14 protein-coding genes are annotated in these 16532 nt (G+C 72.8%); 7 read left to right on the forward strand and 7 right to left on the reverse strand.

What is annotated here, in order from left to right; translation table 11 throughout:
- Positions 1-77: 77 nt before the first annotated feature.
- Positions 78-734: a TetR/AcrR family transcriptional regulator gene (locus tag IF88_RS0126365; RefSeq protein WP_030717479.1), complete on the reverse strand. Its 657-nt coding sequence runs from the start codon at positions 732-734 to the stop codon at positions 78-80.
- A 105-nt stretch (positions 735-839) separates the two neighbouring features.
- Here IF88_RS0126365 and IF88_RS0126370 point away from each other — a divergent pair, with 105 nt between their 5' ends.
- A complete protein-coding gene (locus IF88_RS0126370) occupies positions 840-1931 on the forward strand; it encodes an FAD-dependent monooxygenase (RefSeq protein ID WP_051837583.1) in 1092 nt (363 codons plus the stop codon).
- Positions 1932-2072: 141 nt separating this feature from the next.
- On the opposite strand, the gene IF88_RS0126375 is transcribed toward IF88_RS0126370, so the two are convergent.
- Both IF88_RS0126375 and IF88_RS0126380 read right to left on the reverse strand, forming a co-directional pair.
- Positions 2073-4265 carry a putative bifunctional diguanylate cyclase/phosphodiesterase gene (locus tag IF88_RS0126375; RefSeq protein ID WP_030717482.1) on the reverse strand — a complete coding sequence of 731 codons (2193 nt, stop codon included), beginning with the start codon at positions 4263-4265 and terminating at the stop codon, positions 2073-2075.
- A gap of 65 nt (positions 4266-4330) precedes the next feature.
- Positions 4331-5161 carry an SAM-dependent methyltransferase gene (locus IF88_RS0126380; RefSeq protein ID WP_030717483.1) on the reverse strand — a complete coding sequence of 277 codons (831 nt, stop codon included), beginning with the start codon at positions 5159-5161 and terminating at the stop codon, positions 4331-4333.
- An 874-nt stretch (positions 5162-6035) separates the two neighbouring features.
- Here IF88_RS0126380 and IF88_RS46745 point away from each other — a divergent pair.
- The 3 genes from IF88_RS46745 to IF88_RS0126395 all read left to right on the forward strand — a co-directional run bounded on the left by IF88_RS46745 (position 6036) and on the right by IF88_RS0126395 (position 7783).
- Entirely contained in the window at positions 6036-6188 is a 153-nt protein-coding gene (locus tag IF88_RS46745) for a hypothetical protein (RefSeq protein WP_158754581.1), read from the forward strand.
- A gap of 32 nt (positions 6189-6220) precedes the next feature.
- A complete protein-coding gene (locus tag IF88_RS0126390) occupies positions 6221-6991 on the forward strand; it encodes a DUF4239 domain-containing protein (RefSeq protein ID WP_030717485.1) in 771 nt (256 codons plus the stop codon).
- A gap of 183 nt (positions 6992-7174) precedes the next feature.
- Positions 7175-7783: a hypothetical protein gene (locus IF88_RS0126395; protein ID WP_030717487.1), complete on the forward strand. Its 609-nt coding sequence runs from the start codon at positions 7175-7177 to the stop codon at positions 7781-7783.
- Positions 7784-7901: 118 nt separating this feature from the next.
- On the opposite strand, the gene IF88_RS0126400 is transcribed toward IF88_RS0126395, so the two are convergent.
- Entirely contained in the window at positions 7902-8414 is a 513-nt protein-coding gene (locus IF88_RS0126400) for a hypothetical protein (protein ID WP_030717489.1), read from the reverse strand.
- A gap of 365 nt (positions 8415-8779) precedes the next feature.
- Here IF88_RS0126400 and IF88_RS0126405 point away from each other — a divergent pair, with 365 nt between their 5' ends.
- Positions 8780-9442 (forward strand): class F sortase, encoded by a 663-nt coding sequence (locus IF88_RS0126405; protein WP_030717492.1) that lies wholly within the window; start codon positions 8780-8782, stop codon positions 9440-9442.
- Between the two features lie 27 nt (positions 9443-9469).
- On the opposite strand, the gene IF88_RS0126410 is transcribed toward IF88_RS0126405, so the two are convergent.
- Both IF88_RS0126410 and lysX read right to left on the reverse strand, forming a co-directional pair.
- Positions 9470-10372 carry a polysaccharide deacetylase family protein gene (locus IF88_RS0126410; RefSeq protein WP_030717494.1) on the reverse strand — a complete coding sequence of 301 codons (903 nt, stop codon included), beginning with the start codon at positions 10370-10372 and terminating at the stop codon, positions 9470-9472.
- A gap of 91 nt (positions 10373-10463) precedes the next feature.
- On the reverse strand, positions 10464-13766 hold the full coding sequence (gene lysX, locus IF88_RS0126415; protein WP_030717497.1) for a bifunctional lysylphosphatidylglycerol synthetase/lysine--tRNA ligase LysX: 3303 nt from the start codon (positions 13764-13766) through the stop codon (positions 10464-10466).
- 72 nt (positions 13767-13838) lie between these two features.
- Between lysX and IF88_RS0126420 the strand changes: the two genes are divergently transcribed.
- The gene (locus tag IF88_RS0126420; protein WP_030717500.1) at positions 13839-14300 is read left to right on the forward strand and encodes a universal stress protein; all 462 of its coding nucleotides are present in this window, start codon (positions 13839-13841) and stop codon (positions 14298-14300) included.
- A gap of 84 nt (positions 14301-14384) precedes the next feature.
- On the opposite strand, the gene IF88_RS0126425 is transcribed toward IF88_RS0126420, so the two are convergent.
- The gene (locus IF88_RS0126425) at positions 14385-15572 is read right to left on the reverse strand and encodes a CapA family protein (protein WP_030717503.1); all 1188 of its coding nucleotides are present in this window, start codon (positions 15570-15572) and stop codon (positions 14385-14387) included.
- A 329-nt stretch (positions 15573-15901) separates the two neighbouring features.
- On the opposite strand from IF88_RS0126425, the gene IF88_RS0126430 reads away from it, so the two are divergent.
- Complete coding sequence (locus IF88_RS0126430; protein ID WP_030717505.1) at positions 15902-16441, forward strand: sigma-70 family RNA polymerase sigma factor; 540 nt, start codon at positions 15902-15904, stop codon at positions 16439-16441.
- Positions 16442-16532: the final 91 nt, after the last annotated feature.

The following is a 16532-nucleotide window of genomic DNA, read 5'->3' on the forward strand; positions in this document are numbered from 1 at the left end:
GGCTGCGGCCGGGTGGTGGGCGTCGGCCGGGGCGGGGTCGGGCTGCGGCCGGGTGGGGGCGTCGGCCGGGGCGGGGGTCAGTCCGCGGCCGGGGCGGGTGCAGTCGGCAGGGACTTGTCGAGGCCGTCGGCGAGCATCCCGAAGGCCAGGTCGGCATCGGTCACCGCGGCCGGGTAGGCCTCGTCGGCGCTCTGTCCGGACTCGATCCGCCGCCAGTTGACCCGGCCCAACTCGTGGCGGACCGCCACCAGATGCGTCGCCGCCAGGCGGGCGGCCAGCTCGGGGACCGTCTCCGCCTCGAGCCCGGCGGCGGCCAGCTCCACCTCGCGCTGGGTGTAGAGGCCAAGTCTGCTCTTCAGGCTGGCGGTGCTGTAGACGAGCTGCTGGAAGGCCATCACGTTCGGGTGGTCGCACAGGCCGGTGATCGGGTCCCGCTCGGCCAGGGCGTCCAGGAAGTGCGCGTGCACCACACCCACCGGCGTGCGGCCCGCGGGCCGCTCGCGCACGATGCGCGCCACCTCGTCCTGATGGTCGGCGAACCGGTCGAGCAGCAGGTCCTCCTTGCTCGGGAAGTACCGGAAGAGGGTGGGCTTGGAGACCTCGGCCGCGGCGGCGACGTCCGCCACCGACACGGCGTCGAAGCCCCGTTCCAGGAAGAGCTCCAGCGCCGTCGCCGCCAGTCGGTGACGCGTACGGAGCTTCTTGTTCTCGCGCAGACCCGTCGTGTTCTCCATGCGCACAGCGTAGCACGGATTCGTGACCGAGTTATTTTTGTAACCGGGTTGCTTTTTCTCCCGGGAGCCGCTTTCCTTGAGACATCGACGAGGAGAGGACATCCCATGACCGACGTACTGATCACCGGCTCGGGTCCCACCGGACTGACGCTCGCCTGCGACCTGGCGCTGCGCGGCTTCGCGGTGCGCGTCATCGACCGGCGCACCGAAGCGCACCACGAGTCCCGGGGCAAGGGGCTGCTGCCTGGCAGCCTCGACGTCTTCCGGGAGCTCGGCGTGCTCGACACCCTGGCCGCCACCGGCAGCAGGAGCGTGGTGCTGCGCAAGTACTTCGACGGGGAGCACATCAACGACACCCGCACCGACGCCGGCCTGCTGATCGGGCAGTGGCAGATCGAAGCGGCCCTGCGTGAGCGGCTCGCCGGGCTGGGGGTGCGGGTCGAGTACGGATCGGAGCTCGCCGGAATCAGCCAGGACGAGTCCGGTGTGCGCGCCGAGCTGGCGGACGGCACCGTGATCGGAGCCCGCTATCTCGCCGGGTGCGACGGCGGGCGCAGCACCACCCGCAAGCTGCTCGGCATCCCCTTCGAGGGGAACGGCCAGGAGGAGCCCGCGATGGTCATCGGGGACGTCCGGGCACCCGGGCTCAGCCGGGACGTCTGGCACCAGTGGTTCACCTCGGACGGCAATGGAATGCTCCTCTGCCCGATGCCGGGGACGGACAGCTTCCAGTTGCAGGCCTCGCCCGAGCGGGACGAGCGGGGCGAGCCGCTGCCTCCCTCCCTGGAGAGCTTCCAGCGGCTCTTCGACCGGCATGCCCGGGTGCCGGGCATCCGGCTCGTCGATGCGACGTGGATCTCGGCCTGGCGGGTCAACATCCGGATGGCCACACGACTGCGGGAGCGCCGGGTCTTCCTCGCCGGGGATGCCGCGCACGTGCAGCCCATAGCCGGCGGGCTCGGCATGAACACCGGCATCCAGGACGCGGCCGCCCTCGCCCGGACGCTGGCCGCCGCGCTCACCGGGCCCGGCAGTGAGGAGGTGCTCGACGCGTACGAGGCGGAGCGGCTGCCGGTGGCGGCCGACGTCCTGGCCGACACGGCGGAGCGGTACGAGCGGGTCCTGGAGGCCGTCCGGACCCCCGGCCGCGGGACGGAGGTCGGCCTGAACCGGAGCCAGCCGCCCGCCGGAGCCTGAGCCGACCCCGCCCGACTCCCGGCCCGGGACTTCCGGCCCGGGACTCCCCGCCCGGGACTCCCAGCCCTTGGCCCGGCTCTCCCGGTCCCGGGAATCCGCGGCCCGGGCTCCCGGCCCTCCCGACGGTCCGTGGAGGAGGCGTCAGGAAGGTGTGGGCACCGCGTCCGAGAGGGAGAGGGCATGGATGCGGTCGGGGGCTCCGGGGCGGGCGTAGTACCAGCCCTGGGCGGTGTCGCAGCCGAGGGCGCGCAGCTGGGCGGCCTGGGCTCCGGTCTCCACGCCCTCGACCGTGACGGCGAGTTCGAGGCTGTGGGCGAGGGCGACGATCCCCTCCACGATCTTGACGTCGACCGGGTTGGCGGGCTGCTGCTGCATCCCCTGGGTGAAGGAGCGGTCGAGCTTGAGGACGCTGACCGGCAGGCGCCGCAGATTGGCGAGGTTCGAGTAGCCGGTGCCGAAGTCGTCGAGGGCGATGTCCACGCCCAGGGCGGCGAGCCGGCGCAGCGGCTCCAGGAGTTCGTCGTCGGCCCCTATCAGGGCGGATTCGGTGACCTCCAGGCACAGGGCGCCCGGGGCGAGCCCGGACTTCTCCAGCACGGCGACGGTGTCGGCGACGAGGCCCGGGTGGTGCAGCTGGGTCGGCGAGAGGTTGACGTTGACCCGCAGGGCCGAGCCGCCGTTCTGGCACTGCCAGATCCGGGCCTGGCGGACGGACTCCTCCAGCACCCAGCGGCCGAGCGGCACGATCAGCCCGGTGCGTTCGGCGAGCGGGATGAAGCGGTCCGGGCCGAGTACCCCGTACTGCGGGTGCGACCAGCGCACCAGGGCCTCGGCCCCGCGCACGGTGCCGTCGCGCATGTGGACCAGCGGCTGGTACTCGATGAAGAACTCGCCGCGTTCCAGCGCCGCCGGCAGGGCGTTGGTCAGGCCGTGGCGGGTGATCGCGCGGGCGTCGGCCTCGGCGTCGGCGAATTCGAAGCGGTTGCCGCCGGCCGCCTTGGCCCGGTACATCGTGATGTCGGCGCTGCGCAGCACCTCCGCCGGGGTGCGTTCCTTGGCCGGGCCCTCGACGATCCCGATGCTGCCCCGGACCGTCAGTTCCCGGCCCTCCAGCCGGATCGGCGTGGACAGGGCGGAGAGGATGCGGACGGCGAGGTCGGTCACCTTCTGCTCGGTGTCGGGGCCGGTGGTCAGGGCGACGAACTCGTCGCCGCCGAGCCGGGCGACGACCTCGCCGGGGCCGGTCGCGCAGCTCTGCAGCCGGTCGGCGACCTCGACGAGCAGCCGGTCCCCCGCCGAGTGCCCGAGGCTGTCGTTGACCGTCTTGAAGCCGTCGAGGTCCAGGTAGCACAGGCCGTAGCGGCTGCCGCCGGCGCCGCTGAGGGCCTTTTCGAGCCGCTCGAAGAACAGCGTCCGGTTGGGCAGTCCGGTGAGGGCGTCGTGGGTGGCCTCGTAGCGCAGGCGCAGGTTCAGCAGCCGGCGTTCGGTGGTGTCCTCCATCAGCGCCAGCTGGTACTGCGGCTTCCCGTCGGCGTCGCGCAGCAGCGACACCGTGAGGTTGGTCCAGAGGACGGTTCCGTCGTGCCGGTAGTACGGCTTCTCCACGCGGTAGCTCTCGCGTTCGCCGCGCACCAGTTCCCCGTACATCCGCCACACGTGCGGGGTGTCGTCGGGGTGGCCCCACTCGCTGACGTTGCGGCTGCGGACGTGGCCCTCCAGGCCGCCGAACATCTGCAGGAGGGTGTCGTTGACCTCCAGGACGTTCCCGTCGAGGTCAGCGATGCCGATGCCGACGGCCGCGCCCTCGAAGACGGCCCGGAAGCGCTCCTCGCTCGCGTGCAGGGCCTGCTGGGCATCGGTGCGGGCGGTCAGCGCGGAGCGGGCGATGGCCTCCTGCTCCCGGAGGGTGCGCTCGCGCAGGGCGCGGGCGTACCCGGCCGCCATGGCGTGCTGGAGCCGGGCGCAGCGCGCGTGGTACTCGGCGGTGGCCTCCACGCCGGAGCCTTCGAGTCCGTCCGGTCCGCAGTAGAGCACCAGGTACGACTCGATCACGCCGAGGGTGCCGGCCAGGGCCTCGGGGTCGGTGCAGTGCACGGCGACGAGGTCCGCCCCGACGCGGTGCGCGACGGCGGCGTCGAAGGGCCGGGCGTGCAGGGCCTCGGTGAGCGTCCGGGTGAGCGGCACCAGGTGCCGCTCGAACTCGGTGCGGGTGAGCGAGGTCGCCGTGACCGGGAAGATCGCCCGGCCCCAGATGGTCGCGAAGCGGGCGATCCGGTCCTCGATGCCGCCGTGCGGCGCCGCGGCGGGGCCGGCGGCCGGTGCCGCGGCCGCCACTGCGGCCGGTGTGGCGGCGGGCGCCGCGACGGCGTCCGGTGCGCCCGCGGTCTGTGCCGGAAGTCTCACGCCTTGCGTCCCACTCCGCCGAAGCCCGAAAAGGCATAGGGGTCTTCCGGTGTCTCTTCCTCCGCCTCGCCGCCGAGTCCGTCCGGCCGCCAGTCGGGCATGGAGACCAGTCCGGGCTCCAGCAGCTCGAAGCCGTCGAAGAACCGGCCGATCTGCTCGCCGGTGCGCATGACGAGCGGGTTGCGGATGTTCCGGTAGACGTCGACGACGCCGCCCGCGACCTCCTCCGTGAGCGGGATCCCCTCGTACGAGGCGTGCGTGAGGATCAGCAGGCTGCCGGGGGCCAGCGCGTCGCGCAGTGCGGCGACGGCGGCGTACGGGTCGTCGGCGTCCTCCAGGAAGTGCAGGACGGCGACGAGCAGGAGGGCGACCGGCCGGTCGAAGTCGATCAGCCGGCCGACCTCGGCGGAGGCCAGGATCTCCTTCGGCTTGCGCAGGTCGGCGGCGACGATGTCGGTGCGGTCGTCCTCGCCGAGGACGGCTCGGCTGTGCGCGACGGCCACCGGGTCGTGGTCGACGTAGACCACGCGCGCCTCGGGGCTGGCGGCCTGGGCGACCTCGTGGACATTGCCGAAGGTGGGGATGCCGGAGCCGATGTCGAGGAACTGCGTGACGCCCTCGGCGACGGCGTGCCGGACGGCGCGGCGCATGAATGCCCGGTTGGCCTGCATGATCTTGGGCAGTCCCGGCATGAATTCCATGGCGCGTCGGGCCGCCTGGCGGTCGACCTCGAAATTGTGGGACCCGCCCAGGTAGTAATCGTAGATGCGGGACACGCTCGGCACCGATATGTCGATGCCTGGCGGGGCCCAGGCCGGGCGCTCCATCGAGGTCTCCAAGCGTTGTTCCTACGGTGGTCCGTCCGAGGTCGGACTCCTGTCCGAGCCGAATGTACTGATCATTGCCCAACAGGGCGAGCAAAAGCGGAAATTGGCGATCCGTTCTTCGTCACACACCAAAGGCGCCCACCATGCCCCGCGGGGCGAATGACCGGTACCGACAAATCCCTTTTGGGAATTGACCGGTGCGTGATCGGGATGACCTCAGGACCGTCCCACAAGTGGCTCAAACCTCTCGGGTCGCGGCTCCACCCGTTCAGGCGAACCGGGGGCCGAGCCTCGCGTGCGCGGGCGCGCGCGGGCCCATGCTCCCCGGGTGAACAGAGCCTGTGCCCAGCGCCTGCTGGCGGTCCCGGTCCTGCTGTGGGCGGCCTTGTCCGCCACGCCGGCCGTGGCTGATAGCTGCGCCTACGCGACCACCTGCTCCGGGGACGGCGCGACCGCCACCGCGGTGTTCGCGGTGGCCGGCGGCAGCGGCCGCGGAGGCGGCCCGGGTGGCGGACATCACGGTGACGACCGCGGCTCCGGCCACGGAAGGGGCCGTGGCGGGGACCACGACGGGAGCCGACACGGCGGCCCCCATTGCCCGCCGCCACCGCCCCCACCACCGTGCCCGCCGAAGCCGCCGCCCCCGCCGCCTCCACCACCACCACCGCCGCCCCCCCCTCCTCCACCGCCGACGCCGCCACCGCCGCCCAAGCCCACGCCCGCCCCGCCCCCGAAGCCCACGCCACCGCCTCCGGCGCCCAAGCCGGCGCCAAAACCCGTGCCCAAGCCCGTCCTGCCCCCACCGCCCGCGCCGAAACCGGCGCCCCCACCACCCCGCGCGGTCACGGCGCCCGCACCGCCCCCACCCGCCCCCGTGGTGACACCGCCGCCGCCGAAGGCGGTGGCCCGCCCGGCGTACCACGCACCGGCCCGCAAACCTGTCGAGCACCACATCTCGCCGGTGACCTTCACCCTGCTGACCGCGGCTCCCGCGGTGCTCGCGATCGTCGCGCTGCGCCCGCGTTGACCCGCCCCACCTGAAACCGATCGGGAGTCATCTTGTCGGAATGGCTCGTCCTGTCCCTCGCGATGGCCGCGGCCTGTGCCGTGGTGCTGTCCATCGCCTTCTTCAACCACCGCAGGATCGGCGAGGACGACGATCCGAACGAAACCCCGGACGTCATCGAATACATGACGATGATGATCGGCGTGATCTACGCGATCGTGCTGGGCCTGGCGATCGCCGGTGTCTGGGAGGGCCGCGGCGCCGCCCAGGAATACGTGCGCCAAGAAGCGCAGGCCCTGCACGAGATCAGTGTCCGCTCCGAGGTCTACCCGGCCGAGGTGCGCAAGAAGATCCGGTCCGACGTCGACGCGTACGTGACGTACGTGGTGGACACCGAGTGGAAGGAGATGGCCGACCACGGCGACCTCACGGACCGCGGCGGGGAGCTGCTGGAACGTATCCGCCGGGACGTCACCGACTACGAGCCGCAGACCGACCACGAGGGGCAGGCGTACCAGCCACTGGTCGACCAGGTCGCGGTGGTGGACGACGCCCGCAGTGCGCGCGGCCAGAGCGCCGGGGCCACCATGCCGGGGGTGGTGTGGTTCGGGCTGCTCGCGGGCGCCCTGGTGACGGTGGGCCTGATCTTCACGCTACAGATCAGGCGGTCGTTCCGGGAGCTGCTGCTGGCCGGCCTGTTCAGTGCCCTGATCGCGTTCCTGCTGTTCCTGATCTGGGACTTCGACGCGCCCTTCGGGCGGGGCATCGCGGCCACCGCCGAGCCCTTCCTCGCGCAGTTCGCGCACCTGGACCTCGGCGACTGACGGCCGCCCGGCAAACCGGGGGCGGCCTCCCGTCCCCGGTTCGGCCTAGGGTCATGCCCCATTCGCCCGTTCCTGATCGCGGGCCACCGCCCCCGGACCTAGCGTGGCGGACATCGAGGCGCACGACCCCCCACGTGCGGAAACCGTTCCGCGGCTGCTCCTCGGGGATCCGGAGACTCAAGCATGGGTGCGATACGCAGCTCCGCCACCGTCCTGCTCAGCGCCGGCGCAACGGCCGCCGTACTCGCGCTCGGCGCATTCGGCGCGTCCGCCGCGACCTCGGCCGGGGCCGGGGTCGGGGCCCGCCAGATCACCTCGTTCGGCTTCACGATCACCCCCTCCACCGTGGCCCCGGGCGGCCAGACGGTGCTCGCGGTCAGCGGCTGCAACTCCGCCTACTCGACCGCCTCCTCCGGGGTCTTCGACACCGTGAGCATCGCGCGCGGGCAGACCGCGCGGGTCACCGTGGACCGGGACGCCCGGCGCGGGGCCGTCTACTCCGTCTCCTTCACCTGCAACGGGGAGACCGGCTCGGCCGACCTGACCATCGCCGGCGGCACGACCCGGCCCACCACCAGTTCCACGCGGACCGCCACCGCCACGGCCACGCGGGCCGCCAAGCCCACGAACGCCACGGTCGCCGGTTCGGCCCGCGGTGTCCGCGGCGGCCTCGGCGGCAGTGTGGCCGGCATGGATCCCGTGGAGTTCGGCGCGGGCGCCGGCCTCTTCCTCACCGCCGCGGGCGGCGCCGCGTACGTACTGCGCCGCAGGGGATCCGGCCGCGGCCACTGAGGAACCCGCCCGTGTTCCCCGCTGCCGCCGGTCACCCCGGGCCCGGGCGAGGGCTGGGGGTGACCGGCGACAGCGGGGAACACGGGCGGGGCACTCACCCGACCGGAAGGGTGTCCGGTCAGGCCCGGCTGCGGAGCGGACGGCGACGGCGCACCACGTGGGCCCCCGCGCCGAGCGCCGCGGCGCCGACGAGGCCCGCGCCGATGGCGGTCTCGGCGGCGGACGGGCCGAAGGATCCACCGATGCCACCCTGCGAGGGGTTGCCTTCGAGGATCGTGAAGCGGTGCGTGGCGACCAGGCTGCTGTCGTTGCACCGGACCGAGAGCGTGTGGTGGCCGGGCGAGGCGTGGTTGAAGATCCGGACGTTCGCGAAGCCGATCGACCCCGCGGACAGGTTGGCCGGCGGAAAGTTCCCGGGCGAGGAGACGGTACCGCCGTGTCCGCAGCCCGACGCGCTCACCTGCATCGTGGATCCCTGGTGCACGGAGTACGGGTTGACCGAGATGTTGCTGGGACCGCCGTTCCCGCCCTGACCACCACCGGGGTTCTGGTTCGCGGAGGCGAACGGGACACTGAGGCCGATCGCGGCGCAGGCTGCCGCCGTCACGGTAAGAGCGCGCAAGACACGCATGGTGGAACCTCCAGCGGGAAGCGCCCCGGAGCGTCGGCCCCGGATGATCGACGAGAACGCCTCCCACGTCGAACCCTCCGATCGCCCCGCAAGCTCCGCATTTCCGGCTTTGGGCCGCCCGGTTGAGCGACACGCCGAAGCGCGGACGTTGCGGCTGACGGATCCGCAGGTCACGACCCGTCAGGCATTTATGTGACGATTACCTGGATGGACGCACCTCTTCCGGCCCCCTCCGGGGCCGCGGCCACCCGTTCGCACCTCCCCCCTCGCCGTCCCGCCCGGTCGCCCTTAGCGTGCGTGAAGTAGGGCGTACAGGGGCGGGACAGGAACGCGGGTCGGGACCCCCGCGTCGGGAAGGGAGAACGATGGGCGAGGACGAGACCGGGCAGTCACGCAAACGCTCACCGTGGGGCGTACTCGCCCTGGTCATGCTCACCGGCCTCGCCATGGTGCGGAACGGCGTGGACATCGGCGGCGGACCGCCCCAGCCCACCGCGGCCTCGGCGGTGGCGGTGAGGGCCGACCAGCTGCCGGCGAACCCGCCGGTGGCGCCCGCGGGCATGGAGGTGCTGGAGCACTCGTCGGTGCAGCGCATCCGGATCCCCACGATCAACGTGGACGCGCCGGTGATGACGGTCGGGCTGGACGCGGAGGGCTGGATCGACGCCCCGCCGCCGCAGGACCGCAATCTCGCCGGCTGGTACCTCAACGGCATCTCGCCGGGCCAGCGCGGTTCGGCGGTGATCGTGGGGCACGTGGACAACGCGCAGGGCCCGGCGGTCTTCTACGGCCTGGGATCCCTCAAGCCGGGCAACCGCGTCGAGGTGGAGCGGTACGACGGGCGCACGGCCGTGTTCGAGGTCTACGGCGTGGAGGTGTTCTCCAAGGAGGCCTTCCCCGGAGCCCGGGTGTACGGGGACACCGGGCACCCGGAACTCCGGGTGATCACGTGCGGCGGCGGGTACTCGAAGGCCCGCGGCTACGACGGCAACGTGGTCGTCTTCGCCCGCATGGTCGAGGCCCGCTGAGCGGTCGCCCGCCGGGCGGCGGGCCGCTCAGCGGGGCGGCAGCTTCGGAAGGGTCATCCGGTAGCCCCGCCCCAGCAGTTGGGGCAGGTAGGAGGAGATCGCCTGGACGCTCTGCGAGCGGTTGCCGCCCGCGTCGTGGGACAGGACGATCACGCCGGGGCCCGCGCCGCCGAGGACCCGGGAGATGATCGTGCCCGTCCCGGGCTCCTTCCAGTCGAGGGTGTCCACGGTCCAGGCGAGCGGCTCCATGCCCAGCTCGGCCCCGATCTCGAAGGCGGCCCGGTTCCAGGCCCCGTACGGCGCGCGGAACCACACCGGTGCCTCGCCGACGGTCTGCTGCACGACCTCGCTCGTGCGGCCGATCTCGGAGGCGAGGGCGGGCCGGCTGAGCTTGGGGATGAGCGGGTGGGTCCAGGTGTGGTTGCCGATGACGTGCCCTTCGGCGACCATCCGGCGCAGCAGGTTCGGGTTCTCCGCGGCCATCTCCCCGCAGACGAAGAACATGGCGCGTACGCCGTACCGGGCGAGGGTGTCGAGGATGCCCGGGGTGTAGCGGGGGTCGGGCCCGTCGTCGAAGGTGAGCACCATGGCGCTGGCGGTGCTCGCGTCGGCCGGGAGCTCCAGGATGGGCCGGGTCCGGACGGCCGGCTGCACGACGGCGGGCCGTGCGGGGGCGTCGGAGGTCATGGGGCGCAGCCGGTAGGCCCTCTCGGGCAGTCCCTGGGGGAAGGCGGCCCCGGGCGCTCCCGCCGCGGGATTCGGCCCGGGCCCGGCGGCGCCCGGCGCACCGCCCGCACCACCCGCCCTGGGGACACCGGGCGTTGCGCCCTCGCCGCCCGAGGAGACCAGTCCGGCGGCGGCCGCCACTCCGAGGAAGACGGCGGTACGCAGGAGCGCGCGCCGCCCTACTGTCGGCTCGTCATTTTTCATTATTACTACGTATCAACGACATCGCCGCAGATGTCGAGAGGCGCGGACGCGCCCCGTCCCCGTCACCCGCCCGGACCAGCCGGGCGGCCGGTCAGCCGCGCCGCACCAGGGGGAACGGGAGCGTCTCGCGGATCGTCAGGCCCGTGAGGAACATGACCAGGCGGTCCACGCCGATGCCCAGCCCGCCGGTCGGCGGCATCGCGTACTCCAGCGCGTCCAGGAAGTCGTTGTCGAGCTCCATGGCTTCCGGGTCGCCGCCCGCCGCGAGCAGGGACTGCGCGGTGAGCCGGCGCCGCTGCTCGACGGGGTCGGTCAGCTCCGAGTAGGCGGTGCCCAGTTCGGTTCCGAAGGCGACCAGGTCCCAGCGCTCGGCGAGCCGCGGGTCCTTGCGGTGCTGGCGGGTGAGCGGGGAGACGTCGGTGGGGAAGTCCTTGTAGAAGGTGGGCAGTCCGGTCTTCTCCTCCACCAGTCGTTCGTACATCTCCAGGACCACGTCGCCGCGGGTGTCCTCGGGGGCGTGCGGCACGCCGGCCCGGTCGCACAGCCTGCGCAGTACGGGTTCCCCGGTGTCGGCGTCGACCTCCTCGCCGAGGGCCTCGCTGATGGCCCCGTACATGGTCTTGACCGGCCAGGTCCCGGAGATGTCGTGGACGACGAGCTTCCCGTCCGGTCCCGCCTTGTGGGCGATCGGCGAGCCGAAGGCGGCGGTGGCGGCGCCCTGGATGAGTTCGCGCGTGAGGTCGAGCATCACGTCGTAGTCGGCGAAGGCCTGATAGGCCTCCAGCATCGTGAACTCGGGGTTGTGCTTGTAGGAGACGCCTTCGTTGCGGAAGGTGCGGCCCATCTCGAAGACCTTCTCCATGCCGCCGACACAGAGCCGCTTGAGGTACAGCTCGGGGGCGATGCGCAGGTACAGATCGAGGTCGTAGGCGTTGATGTGGGTGCGGAAGGGCCGGGCGTTGGCCCCGCCGTGGATCTGCTGGAGCATCGGGGTCTCGACCTCCAGGTAGCCGCGCTCCAGCAGACCCTGGCGCAGGGCCTGGACGGCGCTGGAGCGGGCCCGTACGACGTCGCGCGCCTCGGGGCTCGCGACGAGGTCGAGGTAGCGGCGCCGGACCCGGGCCTCGGGGTCGGCGAGTCCCTTGCGCTTGTCGGGCAGGGGGCGCAGGCACTTGCCGGTGAGCTGCCAGGAGCGGACCAGGAGGGAGGGCTCGCCGGCCTTGCTGGCCCCGGCCTCGCCGCTGACCAGCACGTGGTCGCCGAAGTCGACCTGGGCGGTGAAGGAGTCAAGCACCTCGCTCCCGGACTCGTCGCGGGTGAGCATCAGCTGCATGTCGCCGGACCAGTCGCGCAGGACGGCGAAGACCACGCCGCCGAGGTCGCGTACGACCATCACGCGCCCGGCGAGGGTGGCCGGCTCGCCCGACCGGGCGCCGGGCTCGAGCCCGGGGAGGGCGGCCTTCAGCTGGGCGACGGTGTGGGTGCGCGGGCGGATTCCCACCGGGTAGGGGTCGGTGCCGACCGCCCGGAGGCGGTCCAGTTTGGCGTGGCGGACGCGGACCTGCTCGGGCAACCGCTCGGCGGGGGCGGTGCCCTCGCCCTCCCCCACGGCGTCCAGACCCAGGGAGTCGATGGAGGGCAGCCCCTGGGTGGTGGCGGGGTTGGTGAGTCCCCTGGGGTGGCCGTTGCCCCACAGGGTGCGCAGGCTGGGTACGGAGACGAAGCCCTCGGCGATGCCGGAGGCGAGGCTGACCCGGGCGAGCGAGCCGGCGTCCTGGTAGCAGAGGAACCGCGGGTACCACTCGGGGCCGTACTTGACGTTCGAGCGGTACAGCGCCTCCAGCTGCCACCAGCGGGAGAAGAACAGCAGCAGCCTGCGCCACAGCTTGAGGACGGGTCCGGCGCCGATCCGGCCGCCCTCCTCGAAGGCGGAGCGGAAGACGGCGAAGTTCAGGGAGATCCGCCGGACGCCCAGGCCGGGGGCCGCGGCGCACAGCTGGGCGACCATGAACTCCATGACCCCGTTCGGGGCGGCGCGGTCGCGGCGCATGAGGTCGAGGGAGATGCCGTCCCTGCCCCAGGGGACGAAGGAGAGCAGGGCGATCAGTTCGCCCTGCGCGTCGAAGGCCTCGACCAACAGGCAGTCTCCGTCGGCACGGTCGCCGAGCCGGTCCAGGGCCATGGAGAAGCCGCGTTCGGTCTCGGTGTCCCGCCAGCGGTCGGCCCGGTCGACGATGGTCTGCATCTCGTCCTCGGAGAGGGCCGAGTGGCGGCGGATGAGGGTGGTGGCGCCGGTCCGCTTGACCCGGTTGACGGCCTGGCGGGTCACGCGCATGTCCCGGCCGTCGAGGTCGAAGTGGGCGACGTGCAGGATGGCCTCGTCGCCGAGCTGGAGGGCGCTGAGTCCGGAGCGGGCGTAGGCGGTGGCGCCGTCCTCGGAGGCGCCCATGACGGCGGGCTGCCAGCCGTAGCGGCGGGCCACGGCCAGCCAGGCGTCGACGGCCGGGGTCCAGGCGGCGGGGTCGCCCACCGGGTCCCCGCTGGCGAGGCAGACACCGGCCTCGACGCGGTAGGTGACGGCGGCCTTGCCGTTGGGGGCGAAGACCACGGCCTTGTCGCGCCGGGTGGCGAAGTAGCCGAGCGAGTCGTTGCGTCCGTAGGCGCCGAGGAGGGCGCGGATGCGGGGCTCCTCGTCCCCGTGCAGGGCGGCGGTCAGCCGCTGGGAGCGGAAGAGGGTGGCGGCCGCGTTCAGCAGGGCGAGGGCGCCGAAGAGGCCGAGCAGGAAGTACAGCGGGTGGGGCGGGCTGCCGTCGAACTGGCGGGCCGAGAAGAGACCGCCGAAGACCTCCTTGGCGGCCCAGTCCAGCCACTGGCCCTTGGGGAGCGTGCCGGGGAAGAGGGCGACGAGTCCCCAGCCGACGAGGACGGCGGCGAGCAGGCCGAGGCCCAGCACGAGCAGGGCGTGCCACAGGGCCCCGGGCCGGGAGGCGGCGTAGAACTCGTCGCGGGCGGCGATCAGCACGGCCATCGCGGCGACGGCGATGGCCATGGAGGGGACGCCGATCCAGTAGTCGCCGACGGCCATGTCCAGGACGTCGTCGAGCATCAGCAGGGCCAGATAGGTGATGACGATCCACCAGGCGACCTTCTTGCGGGTGCCGAGGGCCGCGGCGAGGAGGAAGAGGAACACGGCGTAGGCGAGGTTCGCGCTGACCGGTACGACGATCAGGTCGAGGAAGCGCACGACGTGGCGCAGGAGCCGCCGCAGTGTCGGGGAGAGCGAGAGCAGGGCGCACAGCAGGCCGAGCGCTCCGAAGAACGCGCCGAACCCGTCGGGCACCCGGTTCAGGAAGCGGTTCCGGGTCCCGCGCGTCTCCTCCACGGTGGCACTCATGGTTCGCACTGTAGGGAGGGCCGGGCGGGTGCGCGCGCCGAGCGGAACGGGGCATCGCCTAACCTCGGCAGGGTGACGGAGCACGTGAACACGGGATTCGAACGCGGTACCGACGGGCCGAAGGTGATCCTCGCCGGGGTCGACGGTTCCGACTCCTCGCTGCGGGCGGCGGCCTACGCGGCGGGGCTGGCCCGGCGGCAGAACGCGCTGCTGGCGCTGGTGTACGTCCAGCCGGTGATGCCGGCCGGGGCCGCCCTGGGGGCGCCGGTGGCCGACACCACCGGGGAGATCGCGGAGGGGCTGGTGGCCGAGATCCGCGAGTCCGCGGAGCGGCTCAAGGGCATCTACGAGGTGCGCTGGCAGTTCCACACCTTCCGCGGCGACCCGTACGCCGGGCTGGTGGGCGCGGCGGAGGAGCTGATGGCGGACGCGGTGGTGGTCGGCGCGTCCGAGCAGGCGGGCCACCGCATCGTGGGCTCGGTGGCGATCCGCCTGGTCAGGGCGGGCCGCTGGCCGGTGACCGTCGTCCCGTAGGACCCGGGCGTCCCGTAGGACCGGGGCGTCCCGTGCGACCGGGGCGTCCCGTCAGACCTGGCCCTGGTCCCGTGGGGCCGGGGCCTACTGGGCGAGGGTGAGGCCGTCCTTGGCGGCGCCGCGGCTGAGGACGGCCTCGATGATCTCGTCCCGGGCGCTCTCGTGGTCGTCACGGTCGGAGGGCCGTGCGAGATTGACGACCCGGCCGGCGGACAGGTCCATCATCTGCGGCACGAACTCGGCTTTGGTGACCTGCCAGCGCTGCCCCTCGGCGGCGGGCGGGGCGAAGGTGAAGCGGCCGATCGAGCCGTAGTTGCCCCGCATGTCCCGGGCGCCCGTGTAGTTGAACATCTCGCCCGCGACCTGGTCGCCCATGCCGTAGATGATCCAGGTCCCGTTGACCTTCTCGTAGGGCTGCGGGATGTGCGCGTGCGTGCCGAGGATCAGGTCGATGTCCGGCCGGCTGCCGGTCTGCGAGGCGGTCAGCGCCTTGCCGAGCGAGAGCTGGGTCTCGTCCGGCTCGGTCTGCCATTCCGTACCCCAGTGCACGCTCACCAGCACCACGTCCGCGCCCGCCTTCCGGGCGGCCCGCGCATCCGCGATGATCTTGTCCTGTTTCATGAGGTTGACCGCCCAGGGCTGGCCCTCGGGCAGCGGGTAGCCGTTGGTGTCGTAGGTGTACGCGAGGTGCGCGACCTTGGCGGAGCCCGCCGTGTACGTGGTCACCGTGGCCGCCTCGGCCGCCGTACGGGCCGAGCCGGCGTGCTTCAGCCCGACCTTGTCGAAGCGGTCCAGGGTGCGGCGCAGCCCCGCGGCCCCGTCGTCGAGGGTGTGGTTCGAGGCCGTCGAGCAGCCGTCGTACCCGGCGTCCTTCAGCCCGTCGGCGACCTCCGGCGGGGACTTGAAGGCCGGGTAGCCGGAGAACGGGCCACCCTCCTCCCCGTAGATGGTCTCCATGTGGCAGAGGGCCAGGTCGGCCGCGGAGACCACGGGCTTGACGCCGGAGAACATCGGCCTGAAGTCGTACCCGTCGCCGTCCGCGTCGTTCGACGCGCGCTGGATGACGGAGGTGTGCGGCAGCACGTCTCCGCTCGCGACCAGGGTGAAGCCCTTGCCGGCCGGGGCACCGGCGGCGCTGGAGGGGGCCCGTCCGGCGCTCTCGCCGAGGCGGGCGGGTGCGGGGTCGCCGGTGCCCGAGCATCCGGCGGCGGCCGCGGACACGAGGAGCGCCGACAGGAGGGCGACCGCCTGGGGCCGGGTGCGCTTGGTCATCTGCCCAGCTCTCATCAGTACGACTATCTGATATCCGATCACCTGCAATCCATAGAAGTAGACGCCGCATGTCAAGGAACGGATCCGCGTGCGGGCACCGGGCCCACCTCAACGGCGGACACCGGCGGCGCCTGCTGCCGTTCGCCGCGCCGTTCGACCGTTCACCGCCCGGCACGGCCGCCCGGCGGACGACCCGGGTGCTTGGGCGCATCACCCGGGCGGGACGGTTCCCGGGGGGCTCCCCGCAGGTCAGGGTGGACGAAACGCCTCCGCCACGGACCCCGTACGGACCCCTGTCGGACCCCCACGCACCTCGGAAGGAGCCCCTCGTGCCGCTCTCCCCCGCCCTCCCGCACACGGACCCCGAGGCGCTGGCCGAACTCCAGCGCGACCACGGGCGGGCCCTGTTCGGATTCCTGCTCGGCCTCACCGCCGGCGACGCCCAGCGCGCGGAGGACCTCGTACAGGAGACGCTCGTACGGGTCTGGCAGCACCCGGAGGCCCTGGCGAGCGGGCACGAATCGATGCGGCCGTGGCTGTTCACGGTGGCCCGGCGGCTCGCCATCGACGCCCGCCGGGCCCGGCTGTCACGGCCGCTGGAGGTGGACGCGGAGGGGCTGGAGCAGGCGCCGGCGCCCGAGGACGCGGTGGCCGGCTCGGTCACGGCGATCGACGTCCGGCGGGCCGTGGGGTCCCTGGGGCAGGAGCACCGCGAGGTGCTGATGCAGGTCTACTTCCGGGACCGGTCGGTGGCGGAGGCCGCCGCCGAGCTCGGCATCCCGGCCGGTACCGTCAAGTCACGTACCCACTACGCCCTTCGCGCCCTCCGCAAGGGTCTCCAGGGGTACGGCTACGGCCTCGGAGCCTGAGCTTCCGGCGCGCGGGGACATCGGGGCAATGGATCCGGGAACGCCGTGAAGGGGCGCGGACCGGACAAAAAACGCATGGAATCGGGCATCA

Source organism: Streptomyces sp. NRRL F-2580, from assembly GCF_000720115.1.
Taxonomy (GTDB): domain Bacteria; phylum Actinomycetota; class Actinomycetes; order Streptomycetales; family Streptomycetaceae; genus Streptomyces.